Here is a 15,824-nt window from a genome sequence, read left to right as displayed (position 1 = left end):
CCCTACGGCGGGAGCGGGTTCTTCGCGTGCTCGCACGCCCGCTCGATGCCGGCGGCGCACGCGTCGCGGAGGAGCGCGACGCCGCGCCGGTGGTCCTCCGCGCGGCGGTACTCGCGGACGTTGCCGTTCGCATCGACGGCGTAGCCATGCGTGAGCCACTCGACGTAGTAGAAGCCGAGGCGATAACAAGCGTGCTTGTTCCCGAGGCGACAAGCCTTGTCCCAGGCGAGCACGCCCGCCTTCGGGTCGTCGCGCACGGCGTGGTATTGCCAGTCCTGGAAGAGCTCGGCGACGCCTTCGCACGCGGCCGCGTGATCCTTCGCGCACGCTTTCTCGAGGATCGCGAGCAGCTCGGTGTTGATCGCCGTGTTCTTCTCTCCCTCGCCGCCCTTCCGCCGCGCGAGCGCGTCCTTGACGCAAGCGTCGAGGTCGCCACCCTCGCGGCAAGGGTCTGCGTTCGTCGCGGCGTCGGCGTTCGCCACGTCGCTCGCCGGCGTCGCGCTCGCAGGCGGCGCGTTCGCCGGCGTCGTGCTCGCTGGCGGCGGCGCGCTTCCGGGCGCGGAGCAGGCAACGAACGATGCGAACGTGGCGAGGACGGGACGGAGCAAGCGCATGCGCCCACTCTACCCGTGTGTTCGGGAGCGGAGCTGCGCGAGGACGTCGAACGTGCCGGCGCGGGTGGGGACGCCGTTCACGAGGACGTCGACGGCGTGCCGCCCCGGGTTCGGCTTGCGCGTCGTGTGGACGGCGAGCGAGATGCGCCGCTGCAGCACGACCTCGCCGCGCGGAGGGAGCGTGACGCGTTTCAGCTTGAAGACCTTCGCCGACGCGTGGCCGCGCGCCTTCACGAAGTGGACGGCGAGGTCGACGAGGAGGTCCTGCCGCCGCCCCGACGTGCTGCGCAGCACGAAGCCGACGGCGACGGTGCCACCGATCCGGACGCGACGAGGCTCGAAGGACACCTCCGCGATCGCGACGGCCGGCTTCTTGCCGTAGCCGAGGAGCTCGAGCGCGCGCGTCTCGCCGCGTTTCACGGCGCTCCGGAGCGCGTGCTCGACGAGCGCCCGCCGCTCCGCCGACGCGCCGTCGAGCCACGAGGCGCACGTATCGAAGACGAGCTTCGGATGAACCTTCCCGAGGTCGTTCAGGTTGTTCGCCACGCTGCGGCGAACGACGGACGCGGGGTCGTCCTTCAGCCGCTCGAGGAGCGAGAGGATGCGCGTGGGGTTCGCGTCGAGCCAGGCGACGCGCATCGCCCAGGGGAGGCGGATGCGTGTTCCTTCCGAGACGAGGCGGCGCACGTGAGGGTCGCGATCGCGCGCCCACCGCTCGAGGAACGCGAAGGTGCGCTCGGGATCCTTGGCGAGGTAGGGGCGGATGGACCATTCGGCCGTGAAGCGCTTGGTGAGCTCGCGCTGCGCCTCGAGCGAGAGGTCGAAGTGGCCGAGCCCGTGCTCGGCGACGAAGATCGTGTGCGGCAGGTAGAAGAAGGGCGCCATGCCGGCGCCGGCGAGCTCGTCGCTCGCGTGCCGCGGTCCGAGCGAGCGAAGGAGGACGCCAATCGCCTTCGGATACGCGCCCGGCAAGTGCTCCGCGAGCGCGCCGGCGATGTGCTTCCCGCGCTCGAGCAGCTCGAGCTCCTCGAGCCCCTTCGCCGCCCGCTCCACGAACGCGCGCTCTTCGAATCCCGGATGAACACGCCCGATCTCCCCCGCCAGCCGCCGCACGAGGTCACGATTGAAGAACACCTTGAGCGGCTCGCCCATCCCCCCGCCTATAACGCGTGCCGGTGACGAAACCTGTCAGCTTTCTTCGGCCCGTCACTTCCCCGACGAAGGGATCGGGTATGCTCACCCCCACCGGAGGAGTGGCCGAGTGGTCTAAGGCAGCGGTTTTGAAAACCGCCGTGGGGCAACCCACCGGGAGTTCGAATCTCTCCTCCTCCGCCGAACAAACCCAACGGTGTTGGAGCGTTCGAGAACGAAGCGGTGCTCCTCCGGACGGACCCCTCAGGTGCGTCGACAAACCAGCCTCGTGGATGCTCGAACGCATCCGAGCAAACAAGGACGACGAGGAACGACGTCTACTCGATGGCTTCCTCGATAGGCTGAGCCTCGAACCGAAGGAGGTCGTGAAGTCCGAGAGTCCCGACTTCTTCGTCCGCTTTGCCGACGGTGCCGATCAGTTCTCGGTCGGTTGCGAGATCGTCAGATTTCACCTCGACGATGCAAGAGAGAGGGCAAACGGCCTCGAGCATCTCCATCGGTGGAGGCGCTTCGCTGGACGGCTCCGAGAGGAGCTCATCAGAGAAGGGCTGGTGAACGCCTACGGCATCCGCCTCGACGCCGTTGTGGCATCGACGGGCACGCGACGAACGTGAGGAGCAACCGCTCGGGGCATCACTGCAGGTCCGCCGCGCGAACCCATGCGTGCTCGAGGCGTTCGGTGGGGCAGGGGGCGCCGCCTTCGGAGAGGCGATCGAGTGTCGTTACCTTTCGCCAGTCGTCCTGAGGTTCTGGTTCGATGTAGAGCTTCACGGGCGTTGGCGCCTTGGCCCACGCTGGGCCGTTTGGCTTCGAGTGAATCGAGGCGCCGCTCGTGAGCGTCATGAGCTTGCTGCGCCACGGGTGGGGACCGCGTCCACAGCCGCAGAGACCGATGCCTTCGCCGCGTCCGCCGTTCGTGGGCTCCATCTCGTCGTTCTTGACCCACGCCGTGAGCTCGGTGCCGCCGGTGGTGCGAGCGCGCAGCTTTCGGTGACCTTGTCGCTCCTCGAGGACTTCGAAGACGGCCGAGCTGAAATATGGGAGTCCGCCATCATCGGAGTAGGAGTCCATCAGGCGAAGGCCGTCGGTGGCGGCGATACTTGCTTTGAGGAGGGGCGTCGTATTGGGCCAGGTCGCGTTGTAGGTCCGTCCCTTCGGCGGAACGAGCTTGTTCTTGCTGGCCTTGAGGTCCTGAGGATCGAGCTCGTTGTCGTCCCCCAGCCCTATCGCATCGCAAGATAGGTCGATTGGGCCCACCGCGAAGTGGCCGTCGAAGAGCGCCCGCGCGCGGAAGTGATCGCCGTCGGCGACGCCGGAGATGGCGGCCTGGGGGGCGAGCTTCAACGTGGGATGAACCTGACCGCCTTTCGTATGCATGAGCGCGATATGAAAACGGTCGTACGGCACGATCCCCTCCACTTCGAGCGGATCGGTGATCTTCACGCGCGTGCGCGCGCCGTGCGTCGTGGGTGCGTCGAGCTCGGCGGCGCCGCCGTAGAGCCCTACTTCCATGAAGGTCCCGTCGTCGAAGGGAATGACGATGCCGTACACGAAGGCGCGGCTCCCGCGAATGACGCACGTGGACGCCGGGATCGTCGCGCGCGCGACAGTCGACGCGGGATCGGTGCATCCATGCGAGCGCGAGATGCGCGTGAGGAGGCTGGCGTCGCTCCCCGCGTCCGCGCTCACGCTCGTCACGGGCGTAGGTGTCGTGACCGGTGCCGTCGTTGGTGCGGGCAGCGTGCTCTTCATGCAGGCGAAGAGGAGCGACCCCGCCGCTACAGCAAGCCCGATTCCGCGGAGCGATGGCATCGTACGACCCATTTGCAGGCTACACCGAGCGACGGAGCGGGGTCCGTGCCGTGAGCCTCATGACTCGGCGGTCGGTCGTCGCGGGCGCTTTCGCGTGGGGCGCTTCTCGGCCCATGTGAGGAGCTCGTCGAGCGCTGGGCACAAGGACTGACCCCAGTCGGTCAGGTGGTACTCGACCTTGGGCGGCACCTGCGCGTGCACGATGCGGGCGACGATGCCGTCCTGCTCGAGCTGCCGAAGCTGCTGGATGAGCATCTTCTGCGAGATGGCGGGGATGGCGCGCTCGAGGTCCGAGAAGCGGAGCTTCTTGCCCCCGAACAGGTGGAACAGGATCACCAGCTTCCAGCGCCCCTCGAGCATCTGGATGGCCTCCTCGACGCCGCTGGCCGCCGTCGTCGGCGTGTGATGGTCATGCTTACCCAAAGGTAGGTACCCCACTTTATCGTGCGTTCTTGCGCATGGAAACCGTACTCCTTAGAGATGGGTCGATGCAAACACCCATCGCGAGCTACTTCGCCCACGAGGCGACCGATCCGCAGGCCGTGGCGCGGTGCTTCACGGAGGACGCCGTCGTCGTCGACGAGCGCCAGGAGCATCGCGGGCGCGCGGCGATCGCGGCATGGAACGCCGCCGCGGTCGCCAAGTTCGGGATCACCACCCAGGTCCTCGCGATCGAGGACGAGGACGGCGCCCACACCACGGTCCGAGCGAAGGTGAGCGGCACCTTTCCGGGCAGCCCGATCGAGCTCCTCTTTCGGTTCACGTTGCAAGGCGCGCTCATCGCTCGGCTGGAAATCGCACCGTGAGCTTCGACCTCGAGCTGAAGGACCGCCGCGCCCTCGTGACGGGAGGAACCAAGGGGGTGGGGGCGGCGGTCGTGACCGCGCTTCGCGACGCGGGGGCGCGCGTGGTCGCCGCTGCGCGCTCGGTGCCCGGCGGCTCCGGCGACGGCGTCCACTACGTCGCCGCCGACATCACGACCTTCGAGGGCTGCGCGCTCGTGGCGCGCGAGGCGCTCACGCAGCTCGGCGGCGTCGACGTGCTCGTCAACGTCCTCGGTGGCTCGAGCGCGCCGCCGGGCGGCTTCGCTGCGCTCGACGACGACGAGTGGAAGAAGGAGCTGGACCTCAACCTCATGCCCGCGGTGCGGCTCGATCGGGCGCTCTTGCCGTCGATGCTCGCGCAGGGCTCGGGCGTCATCGTGCACGTCACGTCGATCCAGCACGTGATGCCGTTGCCCGAGTCGACGACGGCGTACGCGGCGGCGAAGGCGGCGCTGTCGACCTACAGCAAGTCGCTCTCGAAGGAGGTCGGCCCGAAGGGCGTGCGCGTCGTGCGCGTGTCCCCAGGCTGGGTCGAGACCGAGGCCGCCGTCGCGCTCGCCGAGCGCCTCGCCGCCGGCGCCGGCACGGACTACGAGGGCGGCAAGCGGATCATCATGAAGGCGCTCGGCGGCATCCCGCTCGGTCGCCCCGCCAAGCCGCGCGAGGTCGCCGACCTCATCGCCTTCGTCGCCTCTCCGCGCGCCGGCTCCGTCACGGGGACGGAGCTCGTCATCGACGGCGGAACCGTGCCGACGGCGTGAGCCTGACCTGTCGACGAGCGCGACGCGCTCCGGAGCACTCGCCTGGGTCGACGGTCACCATCCGCCGGCGCGCCGGCGGCGCGAGGCGAGGGCGGCGAGGGCGGCGAGGGCGAGGAGGAACGGAGCGAGCGAGCTCGGCGCGAAGGGGCCGGGGCTCGTCGCGCAGCCGGTCACCACGACCTGCGCGCCCGGATCGGCGCTGCCCGTCGACTTCTTCTTCTTCCTCGGCTTCGAGCTCTTCGTGTCGTCGTCGTCGTCCTCGTCGGAGACGTCGGTCGGGTCCTCGTCGGCGTCCGCCGGCGCGGTCTCCTCGCTCTCGGGTGAGTCGCCCACGCTGTCCGGCGCCGGCGCCGGCGCCGTCGTCCCTTCGTCGCTCGGCGCGATCGGGCCCGCGTCCGCGCCGCCGTCCGTCGTGGTCGGCGGCGCTGCGTCGGTGTTCGCGTCGGCGCCCGCGTCGGTCGCCGTCGTGAGGGGATGCCCTGCCGCGGCGAGCGCGGTCTTGATCAGCTCGGCGTGTCCGGCGTTCGAGGAGAACAGCGCGGGCGCGCCGACGCATCCGAGCGCGGTTCCGCGCGAGGTGGTGCCGAGGATGTGGCCCTTCGCGTCGAAGAGCGGGCCGCCGCTGTCGCCGTGACAGACCGACTCGCCCGTCATGAAGTCGTTCGCGGGGACGTTCACCGGGACGGTCCGCCCGGACGCCGTCGCGGTGCGCTGCGCGGGGCCGACCGCCTGCACGGCGATGCCCGTCCGGACTTTCCGCCCCGTGATTTGCTGGTCCTCGTCCTGGCCGTAGCCGACCGCGGTCGTGAGCTCACCGACGACGGGCGGCGTGAGGCGGACCGTCCGCGGCTCGATGTTCGGCACGTCCTTGTCGAGGAGGACGAGCGCGATGTCCTGACCGCAGATCGTCGCGTTCGGCTCGACGAAGAGCCGCGCCCCCTTCGCGACCGTCGCCGCGGCCGACGGCTGCGCGCCGAGCGCGACGCCGATCGAGGCGGCCGGCTTGTCGGCGCCGAACGGCGAGCACTCCGTCTGGCCCGCGCCCGGAGCGGCGACGCAGTGGCGCGCGGTCAGGACGAGGTTCGGCGCGATCAGCGTGCCGGTGCAGAACGAGTTGCCCATCGGAAGGAGCACCACGGCGTCGTCGGCGGCCGACGACACGGTCCCGTTGATGACCGAGCTCGCCCGCTCTTCCCTGCTCTCGCGCTCGACCGTGGGCGCGGCGCAAGCGATCGCGACGAGAGGGAGGGAGGAGAGGAGGACCGTGAGCCGCGTCGTTCGCATGCTTGCTCTCACTGCACCGCTCGGACCAGCGCGGCGAAGAGCGCCCTCGGCAGAAACGTGCAACCCGCACGCGTCGTCGTTCTCTCTCAGTAGAAAAGTGGTTCGAACGGCGTCGCGTTCGCTGAGGCGGACGAACCTCGATTGGATCCGCCTCGATCGGCCCCTGGGTGTGCGCTTACTCCACGCACTCTTTCAGGTTTTTTTGTGGGACATGCACGCACGGCGCGCCGTCGCTCAGCGGTTCGAGAGCTGGAGCCAGTTTCCGTCGGGGTCCTTGCCGTTGCTCTGTTGGATCTCGCCGTCGGAGACCTTGCCGAACTTCGCGCCTCGCTCGTTGAGCGTCTCTCGAAGGGCCGCCACGTCCTTGGCGAAGAACGCGAGCTTCGGGCCCTTCTTCCCCGGCGAGGGCGGGCCGGAGTGCAGCGCGATCTTGATCGCGCCCGCGTCGAGCTCCCGCCAACCCTTCTCGTCGGTGAGCAGCCGGAGCCCCATGACGTCGCGGTAGAACTCCGTCATCGCCTCGATCTGGTTGGTGAAGAAGATCACCCGCGCCACTTTCACCATGATGGTTCGTTCTCCTACCACACGGCGGCCCGCGACGAACGAAGATGCCTGCTGGTTGCATGTTCAATCGACGCATTGAATACTTGAACAGATGCCGCTGCCCGAGGAGCGACGAGAGCACTGGGAGAAGGTCTTCCGAGAGAAGGCGGAGGACGACGTCTCGTGGTTTCAGGAGCGGCCTCGGACGTCGCTCGAGCTGATCGCTCGGACCGGCGCCGGCCGAAGCGCGAAGATCGTCGACGTCGGCGGCGGGGCGTCGCGGCTCGTCGACGGGCTGCTCGAGGTGGGGCATCGGGACGTCACCGTCGTCGACATCTCGGAGGCCGCCCTCGCGCGGTCGCGGGCGCGCGTCGCGGAGCGCGTGCGCTGGATCGTGAGCGACGTGCTGCGATGGACGCCGGAGGTGGTCTTCGACGTCTGGCACGATCGGGCGGTGTTCCACTTCATGGTGCGCCCCGAGGACCGGGAGGTGTACCGCGCGACGATGCTCCGTGCGCTCGCGCGCGGCGGGCACGCGATCGTCGCGACGTTCGCGGCGAGCGGACCCGAGCGCTGCAGCGGGCTCCCCGTGCAGCGCTACGAGCCGGAGGAGCTCGCGGCCGAGCTCGGGCCCGAGCTCCGGCTCGTCGAGAGCCTGCACGAAGAGCACGTCACGCCGGCGGGGAAGGTGCAGGCCTTTCAGTTCAGCCGATTTCGGCGCGCGCCGTGATGACCCCGGAGCGACGCTTCAAAGACGCCATCTACGAGCAATTCGCTCGTATCGGGAAGGCGATCTCGGCGCCGAAGCGGCTCGAGCTCCTCGACGTGCTCTCGCAGGGCCCTCGCACCGTCGAGGCGCTCGCCGCGCAGGCGTCGATCTCCGTCGCCAATGCGTCGCAACACCTGCAGGTGCTGCGCGCGGCACGCCTCGTCGACGCGGAGAAGAAGGGGCTCTACGTCGAATACCGCCTCGCCGGCGACGAGGTCGGCCGCTTCTTCCTCGCGCTCCGCGGCCTCGCGGAGACGCGCCTCGCCGAGGTCGAGCACGTCACGCGCGCCTTCTTCGATCGACGCGGGGCGCTGGAGGCGGTCGACGGCGACGAGCTCCTCCGGCGGGTCAAGGCCGGCGCGGTCACCGTGCTCGACGTTCGCCCCGCGGAGGAGTACCGCGCGGGGCATCTCCCCGGCGCGCTCTCGATCCCTGTCGCGGAGCTCAAGTCCCGACTCAAGGAGCTCCCGAAGAATCGCACCATCGTCGCGTATTGCCGTGGTCCTTATTGCGTCATGGCGGTGGAGGCGGTGGAGCTATTGCGGAAAAGAGGGTTCAAGGCGCACCGCATGGAGCTGGGCGTCGTCGATTGGCGGGCGCGCGGCGGTCGCGTCGTCGTGGCAGCTCCGTGAGCGGCGAGGGCGGGGTTACACTACGGCTCCGATGCGGCTCGACGACGACACGCGACTTCGGATCTCGCGCGCGCGGGCTGTCCTCGAGGGGGAGGACGACGCGGCGTCGATCGCGGACGTCGCGCGCCGCGCGGGCATCTCGCCGTATCACTTCATCCGGGTGTTCGAGGCGGCGTTCGGCGTCACGCCGCATCGTTACCGGACCGGCGCGCGGCTCGAGCGCGCGCGCCGGCTCCTCGCGGGCGGCGCGTCCGTCACGCGGGTCTGCATGGAGCTCGGCTTCTCGAGCGTCGGGAGCTTCAGCGCGATGTTCGCGCGGCACCTCGGCGAATCGCCGTCGCGCTACCAGCGGCGCGTCCGCGCGGGCGCGTTTCGCAATTTCCGAGAAGCGTGACGGGCACGCGTCTGGCACGCTCCGCCGGCATGAAGATCAAGCTCACGAGCGTGCTGGTCGACGACCAGGAGAAGGCCCTCCGCTTCTACACCGAGGTGCTCGGCTTCAAGAAGAAGCTCGACCTCCCGGTCGGCGAGTATCGCTGGATCACCGTCGTGTCGCCGGAAGGACACGACGACGTGGAGCTCGCGCTCGAGTCGAACGCGAACCCCGCCGCGAAGACATTCCAAAAAGCCATGTTCGAGCAAGGCATCCCGTTCACGTCGTTCGAGTCGAGCGACATCGCGGCCGAGGTGACGCGCCTCAAGGGCGCCGGCGTCGTCTTCACGAAGGAGCCCACGCCGGCCGGCCCTGTCGTTATCGCCTCCTTCATCGATACTTGCGGAAACCTGATCCAGCTCCACCAGCCGGCGTAAGCTCGGCGTGTGACGAAGCTCCGCGTCCTCGCCCGCGGCGTCGGCGTCGGGATCGCCGCGGCGTTCCTGATCGGTGGTGCCGTCGGGGCGGTCGTGTTCCTCCGCGGGCTCGCCGCGACCTCTGCGGGTGACGGCGCCGCCGAGAAGGCGCGCATCCTCGCGAACGCGATCTCCGAGGGGCTCAATTGTTCGCTCACGACGTGCGCCCTCGCTCATCTCGTCACGATCCCACTCGGCGTTCTCTGGTCGCGGCGGCGCGTGTGATCCGATCGTCGATGGCGGCTGCGATCGCCGACGACGGAGCGGGGCATCGCACGACGTGGCGAGCGCCTCCGCACCGAAGGGCTAGCTCTCGGGTCGGGACTTCGGGCGGTTGCGCGGGCACCAGGGTTGCAGAGCGGGGACGCGGAGGTGATTCGATGTCCCGCTTCGTCTACGTCATTCCGTTCGCGCTTCTCGCGCTTGCATCCTGCAACCGAGACCGCACCGATCGGTCGAACCCGCTGGTGAACGAGCCGGGCACGACGACGGTGACCGGCGCGCTGCTCGCGAACACCACCGCGGTGTCGCGCATCGCCGACGGCCGCTGCACGCGCGAGCTCGCGTGCAACAACGTCGGCGTCGAGAAGCGGTACGCGACCCACGACGCTTGCGTGCAGCAGATGCGACAAGACATGGTCGAGGACCTCGGCGTGGCCCAGTGCCCGGCCGGCATCGACGCGAAGGAGCTCGACGAGTGTCTCTCCGAGATCCGAGCCGAGAGCTGCAACAACCCGCTCGACAAGCTCGAGCGGCTCGCCGCGTGCCGGTCGAGCGACCTCTGCGTGAAGTCCGCGCCCAACCGTTGAGGTCCCGCCGGCGGAGCGTTCGGTCACTTCCGCGGGCGCGCGGGGAACCCTTCGAGCTTCCAGTCCTGCGCCTCGAGGAGATCCGGCCCTCGCGTCAGGACACGCGGCCGCACCGGCGCGGAGACCTCGTGTGTGCACGCGAGGACGACGAGTGAGAGGAAGAGCGCGCGTCGCGTTCGCGAGAAACGACCGCGTACCAATCACCTGTTCCGGCTCGTCGGAAGGCTCGCAAGAAGGAGAGGGGCGGAGTTTACGCCGGGGCGCGATCCGCGTATGCGAACCGACGTGCTCACGCGCCTGCTGCACCGTCGCGGATCCGTCGCTCGTGCCAACGGCGTCGATCTGCACTGGGTCGAGGCCGGCGAAGGTCGCCCGCTCGTGCTCTTGCACGGCGTCGGCGACTCGCACCTCACGTGGTCGAAGGTCGTGCCCGCCCTCGCGCGCACGCGGCGCGTCCTCGTGCCGGACCTCTGCGGCCACGGCCTCTCCGGCCGGCCGAACGCGACGTACACCCTCGACTGGCACGCGCGCACGATCACCGAGTGGCTCGAGCAGCTCGCGATCGAGGAGGCCGACGTCGTCGGTCACTCGTACGGCGGCGGCGTCGCGCAGTGGATGCTCCTCAACCCGGCGCATCGCGTTCGCCGCCTCGCGCTCGTCTCGTCCGGCGGCCTCGGGCGCGAGGTCTCGCTCGCGCTCCGTCTCGCGGCGACGCCGTACGTGATGGAGCACATGGGCCAGCCCTTCATGGCGACCGGCACCTTCGTCGCGCTCCAGGTCGCGATCCGCGGCGTGTACTCGTCGCGTGAGCTCTTGAAGCTCGCGCTCCAGAACGGCAAGCGCGGCACCGCGCGCGCGTTCGCCCGCACCGTGCGCGACGTCATCGATCTCGGCGGCCAGCGCCGCGGCTTCCACCAGCACGCGCACGCGCTCCGCGAGCTCCCTCCGATCGGCGTCTTCTGGGGCGCGAACGATCCGATCATCCCCGTGTCGCACGCCGCCGAAGCCGCGCGCGTCATCCCCGGCGTCACGATCACCACCTTCGCGCGTTGCGGGCACTATCCCCATCGCGAGCGGCCCGGCACCTTCGTCGACGCGCTCGAGGCGTTCCTCGATCGTGACGCGACGCCGGTGCTCTCGCCGTGGTTCGGCACCGGCATCATCGATCGCCTCACGGCGTGAGTCGCGATGCGCATCGCGACCTGGAACGTCAACTCGCTCAAGGCGCGCCTCGACAAGGTCCGCTGGTGGCTCGAGCGCGCCGCGCCGGACGTCCTCCTCATGCAGGAGACGAAGCTCTCCGACGCCGACGCGCCGACCGCGGCGTTCGAGGAGCTCGGCTACACGTTCGCGCATCACGGCGAGGGCCGCTGGAACGGCGTCGCGATCGCGAGCAAGCTCCCGATCGCCGAGGTCTGCACCAACTTCGGCGAGCCGCTCCGTCCCGCGCAGACGCCGAGCGCCGGCGACGACGAGCCGCTCGCGGAGGCGCGCATGATCGCGGGCCTGACCGGCGGCGTGCGCGTCGTCAGCGTCTACGTCCCGAACGGCCGCGCGGTCGCCTCGAAGTTCTACGCCGCGAAGCTCGCGTGGCTCGCGCGCCTGTCGCGGTGGCTCGAAGAGACGCGCTCGCCGGACGATGACCTCGTCGTCGGCGGCGACTTCAACGTCGCCCCGACCGACGGCGACGTCTGGAACCCGCTCGCCTGCAACGGCGGCACGCACGTGTCGCCGCCGGAGCGCGAGGCCTTCGAGCGCCTCCGCGCGTGGGGCCTCGTCGACGCGTACCGCGAGCACCACCCGGAGCTCGAGCGCTATTCGTGGTGGGACTATCGCGCGGGCGACTTCTACAAGAACGTCGGCATGCGCATCGATCACCTGCTCGTCACGCGCCGCCTCGCGGAGCGCTCGGTCGCGGCGGAGATCGATCGCGAAGCGAGGAAGGGGAAGCCGATCCCCTCCGATCACGCGCCCGTCACCGTCGATCTCGACGCGCCCGGCCGCGCGTTCGACGCCGGCTGGGAAGGCGCGGCGGAGCGCATCGCCGCGCGCCGAGCGAAGGCGAAGAAGACCTAAGCGCGCTTCGGCTCGCTCGCGCCGCGCGTCGGCCCCGCGACCTCTTCGATCGCTGCGCGGAGCTCCGACCGGAGCCCGAGCGCGAAGGCGACCTCGGCGACGACGAAGAGCGGGCCGACGAGGAGACCGATCAGATCGTCGACGAACGCGGGCTTGCGTCCTTCGTAGTGATGCCCCACGAGCTGGAAGACCCAGCCGAAGACGAAGAGCCCGAGGCTCGTCGCGAGCCACGCCGCGGTCCCGAGCGACGCGATCCCCGCGCCGGCCCAGAGCGAGAGCACCGTGAGGAGCGACATCACCGCGCCGAAGCGGCGCTCGAGCGAGAGGTAGAAGGCGATCACGCCGGCGGCGACGATCGTGGCCGGCGACACCGCGACGCCGCCCACGACCGCGAGCACCGGTCGCGAGAGGAGCGCGACCGAGGCGACGTAGATGGTGGGAATGCCGACGAAATGTGTCGCGATGTTGCGGCGGTCGCGGTGGTAGGTGGCGTACGTGCTCAGGTGCTCGGTGATGCTCTTCATGGCGTCCTCGAGCGTCACTATGCGCGACGCCGGCCCCGGAGATTGTCGAGCCCGCGACACTTCGGCGACAATGCCCCGAGGGGCATGTCGAATCCGAAGAAGGCCAGAGATTTCGTGGCGTTGCTGCGCTCCGGCCGCTGGTTCGGCGGGCTCGCGCCCGAGGTCCAGGACGATCTCCTCGCCCTCGCGGTGGTGAAGACGCTGGCCCCGGAGGAGACGCTCTTCCTCCGCGGCGCCGAGCCGGACGGCCTCTACGCCGTCGTCGACGGGAGCGTCCGGATCTGCGGGCGCACCGACGCGGGCAAGGAGGTGCTGCTCACGGTGATCGATCCGCCGGGTTGGTTCGGCGAGATCGCGGTCTTCGACGGCGACGTCCGCACGCACGACGCGATCGCGCAGGTCGAGACGACGGTCATCCTCGTCCCGCAGGTGCCACTCCTCGCGATGCTCGCGGCGAACCCGCCGCGCTGGCGCGATCTCGCGATGCTCCTCGCGACGAAGCTGCGCCTCGTCTTCGCGATGGTGGAGGACACCGTCGCGCTGCCGCTCAAGACGCAGCTCGCGCGGCGCGTGCTGAGCCTCGCGCGCGTGCACGGCGAGTGGGACGACCGGAGCCGTCGCGTGCTCTCGGTCGGACAGGAGCAGCTCGCGACGATGCTCGGAACCTCGCGCCAGACCGTGAACGCGATCCTGAAGGACTTCGCCGCGAAGGGGCTGCTCCGCGCGTCGTACGGACGGATCGAGCTGCTCGATTTCGAGGGGCTTCGCGTCGCCGCGGAGGAGGCTACGCTCGGCGGGTGATCAACGGGGTCGCTCACGTTCTAACCGCGCGCTGCTCGCGCACTTCGGGCTCACTGAGGTGATCGACACGCCGGAGCACGCCGTGCACGCGCTCGTGACGCAGTGAGGGAGAAGGTCGGCCGCGCGATCTCGATCGCCGGGCATCCGTTCATCCTCACGCCGCTCGCGGTCACGATCGCGACGTCGACGCAGGCGGCGCAGGCGCGCGCGCTCATCCTCGGCCTCGTCGCCGCCGCGATGATCGCGGTCGCGTTCCACGTCGTGCGGCGGCATCGGCGCGGCGAGGTCTCCGACATCGACGTGTCCACGCGCGAGCAGCGATCGGGCGTCTTCCGCGTCGCGATCGGGAGCCTCGTCGCCACGATCGCGATCCTCCTCGCGACCGGCGCGAGCCCCGCCGCCTTGCGCGGCGCGACCGTGGCGACCGCGCTCTTCGCCGCCTGCGCGCTCGTGAACCGCCGGCTCAAGGCGTCGCTCCACGCCGCGTTCGCGATGCTCGCGGCCGGCATCGTCTGGCCGGTGAGCCACGCCGGCGGCGTCGCGTTCGCGCTCGCGGCGTGCGTGATCGGCTGGGGCCGCGTCGCGTACCGGCGTCACACGACGAGCGAGGTCCTCGCCGGTCTCGCGCTCGGCGCGATCGCGGCGGTCGCGCTCGTCATGTGGCTCGCGGACCTCACGCGTTGATCACCAGAGGATCGTCTGCACCTCTTCGGGGCAGGGGACCTCCTCGCGCTCGCACGACGAGAGGCCGGAGAGGTCGTTGCAGAAGCGGAAGCACGTCATCGCGTGGAACGAGGGGCGCGGGCTCACCGTGCCCACCGCGAGGATCTCGCCGGTGCGCGGCGTCCGCGGATCGCCGATGTCGACCCCGAGCGACGTGTCGAACATCGCGTAGCCCATGCCGAGCTGGCCGGGGCGATCGCGGCGCACGAACGTGCTCGCGATCTCGAGCGGCTTGCCGTCGTCGCCCTTGCGATCGGCGGAGACGACCATGATCGACGTGCCGCCCTCGTAGAACCCGGCGACGCCGGTGAACGTGAGCGAGTTGCCGAAGTCACTGATCCCGATGAGGTCGGTGCGGACGCCGCCTTCCTTGCGCGTCCAGAAGCGCGTGACCGTGCCGCTGTCGAGCGGGATGTCCGTCCCTGGCGCCTTGGCCGGCACGACGACGAAGAGCTCGTCGCCTTCGTCCACGCCCTCGCCGATCGTGAACGAGGCTTCGTGGTTCACCGAGCGCGTGCTCCCGAGCTTGCGCCGCTCGGCCGACGACCACGGACCGGGCCACGAGGCCCAGAGCTCGATCTCCTGATCGGCGAGGAACGGGTTCAGCTTCACCGTGACGGTGCGCCCCGAGAGCTCGCCCGACTGCGGCGACACGAGCGCGTCGGTCTGGCCCGCGTTCGTCCGATCGTAGGGGACGTGGGAGCTGACGCGGACGCGGCCGCCGGTCAGGTGCTTGTGGGTCGAGACCGCGAGGAGGTAGACGCCGGTCTTCGTCAGCTCGGTCGTGAGCTCGACCTTCTCTTTCGGCGCGGACTGTCCGTCGTTCGCGATCGTCGCGCGGCGGCCGTCCTCGAGCGGCGCGAGCAGGACGCCTTGCACCTTCGTCGCGTCCACGCCTTCGAGGTCGATCGTGAGGCGCACCGGACGCTCCGGCGTCGCGCCGATGAAGATCGGGTGGACCACGCGGACGAGCGGATCGGTGTACGCGCCGGGCGCCGCGAGCGAGTCCTCGATCGTCTCGCCGACGTGCATCGTCGAGGCGACGTGCCACGACGAGAACGAGTACTCGCTCAGGTCCGCGTCGTCGGTGGAGGCGCTCTCGCTCTCGGAGGTGGGCGCGGAGCAGCCGACCGCGGCGAAGGTGGAGACGAGCGAGAGAGCGACGACGGACGAAAGGAAGCGCATGGTGGTGATCTCCTCTGGCCCACACCTACGCACCTGGTGTGCCATGGCCCACGCCACGATATTTCGCGCACTTGGAGCGGCCCACCGGCGATCCGTGAGGTTCAGACGAGGCGATCGCGGATGAGGCCGTAGAAGACCGAGACCCCGTGGAACGACCAGCCGACGTGCGCGGCGCATCGGCGACAGAGCTCGATCTCCCACGCGAATCCCGGGAACCACGTCCACGTGGTGGAGCGCTCGCCGACGCCGACCGCGCCCGGCGCCTGCGCGAAGCAACGGACGACGAAGGTGATCGCGGACGGGTTCACGAACTCGTGGAGGTGTGCGCCGTTGACGGAGATGGCGGCCGCGACGGGGGCGATCTCGGCGCTGCAGTCGGCGCAGCGCACCCACGGCTCTTCGCTCGCACGCGTATCGCTCTCGGCCTCGGAGCTCGAGGGCCTCTCCGGCGTGCGCGCGTCCATGC

22 protein-coding genes and 1 tRNA gene are annotated in these 15,824 nt (G+C 70.0%); 14 read left to right on the top strand and 9 right to left on the bottom strand.

Annotation, left to right across the window (positions count from 1 at the left end; translation table 11 throughout):
• Positions 1-2: 2 nt before the first annotated feature.
• Together KF837_43720 and KF837_43715 are read right to left on the bottom strand one after the other, a co-directional pair.
• Entirely contained in the window at positions 3-614 is a 612-nt protein-coding gene (locus tag KF837_43720; GenBank protein MBX3234282.1) for a sel1 repeat family protein, read from the bottom strand.
• A gap of 9 nt (positions 615-623) precedes the next feature.
• Positions 624-1,766 (bottom strand): DNA alkylation repair protein, encoded by a 1,143-nt coding sequence (locus KF837_43715; GenBank protein MBX3234281.1) that lies wholly within the window; start codon positions 1,764-1,766, stop codon positions 624-626.
• Positions 1,767-1,861: 95 nt separating this feature from the next.
• Here KF837_43715 and KF837_43710 point away from each other — a divergent pair.
• Positions 1,862-1,946: transfer RNA gene (locus KF837_43710), tRNA-Ser, on the top strand.
• 92 nt (positions 1,947-2,038) lie between these two features.
• Positions 2,039-2,380, top strand: coding sequence for a hypothetical protein (locus tag KF837_43705; GenBank protein ID MBX3234280.1), 342 nt, complete (start codon positions 2,039-2,041; stop codon positions 2,378-2,380).
• Between the two features lie 19 nt (positions 2,381-2,399).
• Here KF837_43705 and KF837_43700 read toward each other — a convergent pair whose 3' ends face one another.
• Together KF837_43700 and KF837_43695 are read right to left on the bottom strand one after the other, a co-directional pair.
• The gene (locus KF837_43700; protein ID MBX3234279.1) at positions 2,400-3,209 is read right to left on the bottom strand and encodes a hypothetical protein; all 810 of its coding nucleotides are present in this window, start codon (positions 3,207-3,209) and stop codon (positions 2,400-2,402) included.
• A gap of 426 nt (positions 3,210-3,635) precedes the next feature.
• On the bottom strand, positions 3,636-3,938 hold the full coding sequence (locus KF837_43695; GenBank protein MBX3234278.1) for a winged helix-turn-helix transcriptional regulator: 303 nt from the start codon (positions 3,936-3,938) through the stop codon (positions 3,636-3,638).
• Between the two features lie 98 nt (positions 3,939-4,036).
• On the opposite strand from KF837_43695, the gene KF837_43690 reads away from it, so the two are divergent.
• Together KF837_43690 and KF837_43685 are read left to right on the top strand one after the other, a co-directional pair.
• Positions 4,037-4,384: a nuclear transport factor 2 family protein gene (locus KF837_43690; protein MBX3234277.1), complete on the top strand. Its 348-nt coding sequence runs from the start codon at positions 4,037-4,039 to the stop codon at positions 4,382-4,384.
• On the top strand, positions 4,381-5,163 hold the full coding sequence (locus KF837_43685) for an SDR family oxidoreductase (protein ID MBX3234276.1): 783 nt from the start codon (positions 4,381-4,383) through the stop codon (positions 5,161-5,163). Before KF837_43690 ends, KF837_43685 begins: the two co-directional genes overlap by 4 nt.
• Positions 5,164-5,217: 54 nt before the next feature.
• Here KF837_43685 and KF837_43680 read toward each other — a convergent pair whose 3' ends face one another.
• Positions 5,218-6,447, bottom strand: a complete 1,230-nt coding sequence (locus KF837_43680; protein MBX3234275.1) for a trypsin-like serine protease — start codon at positions 6,445-6,447, stop codon at positions 5,218-5,220.
• Between the two features lie 234 nt (positions 6,448-6,681).
• Entirely contained in the window at positions 6,682-7,002 is a 321-nt protein-coding gene (locus KF837_43675) for a VOC family protein (protein MBX3234274.1), read from the bottom strand.
• A 100-nt stretch (positions 7,003-7,102) separates the two neighbouring features.
• Here KF837_43675 and KF837_43670 point away from each other — a divergent pair, with 100 nt between their 5' ends.
• From KF837_43670 to xth, 8 genes are all read left to right on the top strand, one after another.
• Positions 7,103-7,720, top strand: a complete 618-nt coding sequence (locus KF837_43670; GenBank protein ID MBX3234273.1) for a class I SAM-dependent methyltransferase — start codon at positions 7,103-7,105, stop codon at positions 7,718-7,720.
• Complete coding sequence (locus tag KF837_43665; protein MBX3234272.1) at positions 7,720-8,391, top strand: metalloregulator ArsR/SmtB family transcription factor; 672 nt, start codon at positions 7,720-7,722, stop codon at positions 8,389-8,391. Before KF837_43670 ends, KF837_43665 begins: the two co-directional genes overlap by 1 nt.
• A 31-nt stretch (positions 8,392-8,422) precedes the next feature.
• The gene (locus KF837_43660) at positions 8,423-8,785 is read left to right on the top strand and encodes a helix-turn-helix transcriptional regulator (GenBank protein ID MBX3234271.1); all 363 of its coding nucleotides are present in this window, start codon (positions 8,423-8,425) and stop codon (positions 8,783-8,785) included.
• Between the two features lie 29 nt (positions 8,786-8,814).
• Positions 8,815-9,201, top strand: a complete 387-nt coding sequence (locus KF837_43655) for a VOC family protein (GenBank protein ID MBX3234270.1) — start codon at positions 8,815-8,817, stop codon at positions 9,199-9,201.
• A 9-nt stretch (positions 9,202-9,210) separates the two neighbouring features.
• Positions 9,211-9,465, top strand: coding sequence for a hypothetical protein (locus KF837_43650; GenBank protein ID MBX3234269.1), 255 nt, complete (start codon positions 9,211-9,213; stop codon positions 9,463-9,465).
• A gap of 155 nt (positions 9,466-9,620) precedes the next feature.
• Positions 9,621-10,049: a hypothetical protein gene (locus KF837_43645; protein ID MBX3234268.1), complete on the top strand. Its 429-nt coding sequence runs from the start codon at positions 9,621-9,623 to the stop codon at positions 10,047-10,049.
• 285 nt (positions 10,050-10,334) lie between these two features.
• Positions 10,335-11,231 carry an alpha/beta fold hydrolase gene (locus tag KF837_43640; protein MBX3234267.1) on the top strand — a complete coding sequence of 299 codons (897 nt, stop codon included), beginning with the start codon at positions 10,335-10,337 and terminating at the stop codon, positions 11,229-11,231.
• Positions 11,232-11,237: 6 nt separating this feature from the next.
• Positions 11,238-12,125: an exodeoxyribonuclease III gene (gene xth / locus KF837_43635; protein MBX3234266.1), complete on the top strand. Its 888-nt coding sequence runs from the start codon at positions 11,238-11,240 to the stop codon at positions 12,123-12,125.
• Here the strand turns inward: xth and KF837_43630 are convergent.
• Complete coding sequence (locus tag KF837_43630; protein MBX3234265.1) at positions 12,122-12,649, bottom strand: DUF962 domain-containing protein; 528 nt, start codon at positions 12,647-12,649, stop codon at positions 12,122-12,124. The genes xth and KF837_43630 overlap by 4 nt on opposite strands.
• Before the next feature lie 114 nt (positions 12,650-12,763).
• Between KF837_43630 and KF837_43625 the strand changes: the two genes are divergently transcribed.
• On the top strand, positions 12,764-13,450 hold the full coding sequence (locus KF837_43625) for a Crp/Fnr family transcriptional regulator (GenBank protein MBX3234264.1): 687 nt from the start codon (positions 12,764-12,766) through the stop codon (positions 13,448-13,450).
• Between the two features lie 102 nt (positions 13,451-13,552).
• Positions 13,553-14,134: a hypothetical protein gene (locus KF837_43620; GenBank protein MBX3234263.1), complete on the top strand. Its 582-nt coding sequence runs from the start codon at positions 13,553-13,555 to the stop codon at positions 14,132-14,134.
• Here KF837_43620 and KF837_43615 read toward each other — a convergent pair whose 3' ends face one another.
• Together KF837_43615 and KF837_43610 are read right to left on the bottom strand one after the other, a co-directional pair.
• Entirely contained in the window at positions 14,135-15,358 is a 1,224-nt protein-coding gene (locus KF837_43615; GenBank protein ID MBX3234262.1) for a hypothetical protein, read from the bottom strand. It abuts the gene before it with no gap.
• Between the two features lie 101 nt (positions 15,359-15,459).
• Positions 15,460-15,822 carry a hypothetical protein gene (locus KF837_43610; GenBank protein ID MBX3234261.1) on the bottom strand — a complete coding sequence of 121 codons (363 nt, stop codon included), beginning with the start codon at positions 15,820-15,822 and terminating at the stop codon, positions 15,460-15,462.
• Positions 15,823-15,824 lie beyond the last annotated feature (2 nt).

Source organism: Labilithrix sp. (genome assembly GCA_019637155.1).
In the GTDB taxonomy this organism is placed as follows: Bacteria; Myxococcota_A; Polyangia; order Polyangiales; family Polyangiaceae; genus Labilithrix.
This window is presented reverse-complemented; position numbering and strand designations above follow the sequence as displayed.

Bases quoted from the DNA above. Each gene is read 5' to 3' on its own strand.
- KF837_43720 (MBX3234282.1), bottom strand. From the start codon at position 614: ATGCGCTTGCTCCGTCCCGTCCTCGCCACGTTCGCATCGTTCGTTGCC.
- KF837_43715 (MBX3234281.1), bottom strand. From the start codon at position 1,766: ATGGGCGAGCCGCTCAAGGTGTTCTTCAATCGTGACCTCGTGCGGCGG.
- KF837_43705 (MBX3234280.1), top strand. From the start codon at position 2,039: ATGCTCGAACGCATCCGAGCAAACAAGGACGACGAGGAACGACGTCTA.
- KF837_43695 (MBX3234278.1), bottom strand. From the start codon at position 3,938: ATGCTCGAGGGGCGCTGGAAGCTGGTGATCCTGTTCCACCTGTTCGGG.
- KF837_43690 (MBX3234277.1), top strand. From the start codon at position 4,037: ATGGAAACCGTACTCCTTAGAGATGGGTCGATGCAAACACCCATCGCG.
- KF837_43680 (MBX3234275.1), bottom strand. From the start codon at position 6,447: ATGCGAACGACGCGGCTCACGGTCCTCCTCTCCTCCCTCCCTCTCGTC.
- KF837_43670 (MBX3234273.1), top strand. From the start codon at position 7,103: ATGCCGCTGCCCGAGGAGCGACGAGAGCACTGGGAGAAGGTCTTCCGA.
- KF837_43665 (MBX3234272.1), top strand. From the start codon at position 7,720: ATGACCCCGGAGCGACGCTTCAAAGACGCCATCTACGAGCAATTCGCT.
- KF837_43660 (MBX3234271.1), top strand. From the start codon at position 8,423: ATGCGGCTCGACGACGACACGCGACTTCGGATCTCGCGCGCGCGGGCT.
- KF837_43655 (MBX3234270.1), top strand. From the start codon at position 8,815: ATGAAGATCAAGCTCACGAGCGTGCTGGTCGACGACCAGGAGAAGGCC.
- KF837_43645 (MBX3234268.1), top strand. From the start codon at position 9,621: ATGTCCCGCTTCGTCTACGTCATTCCGTTCGCGCTTCTCGCGCTTGCA.
- xth (MBX3234266.1), top strand. From the start codon at position 11,238: ATGCGCATCGCGACCTGGAACGTCAACTCGCTCAAGGCGCGCCTCGAC.
- KF837_43630 (MBX3234265.1), bottom strand. From the start codon at position 12,649: ATGAAGAGCATCACCGAGCACCTGAGCACGTACGCCACCTACCACCGC.
- KF837_43615 (MBX3234262.1), bottom strand. From the start codon at position 15,358: ATGCGCTTCCTTTCGTCCGTCGTCGCTCTCTCGCTCGTCTCCACCTTC.
- KF837_43610 (MBX3234261.1), bottom strand. From the start codon at position 15,822: ATGGACGCGCGCACGCCGGAGAGGCCCTCGAGCTCCGAGGCCGAGAGC.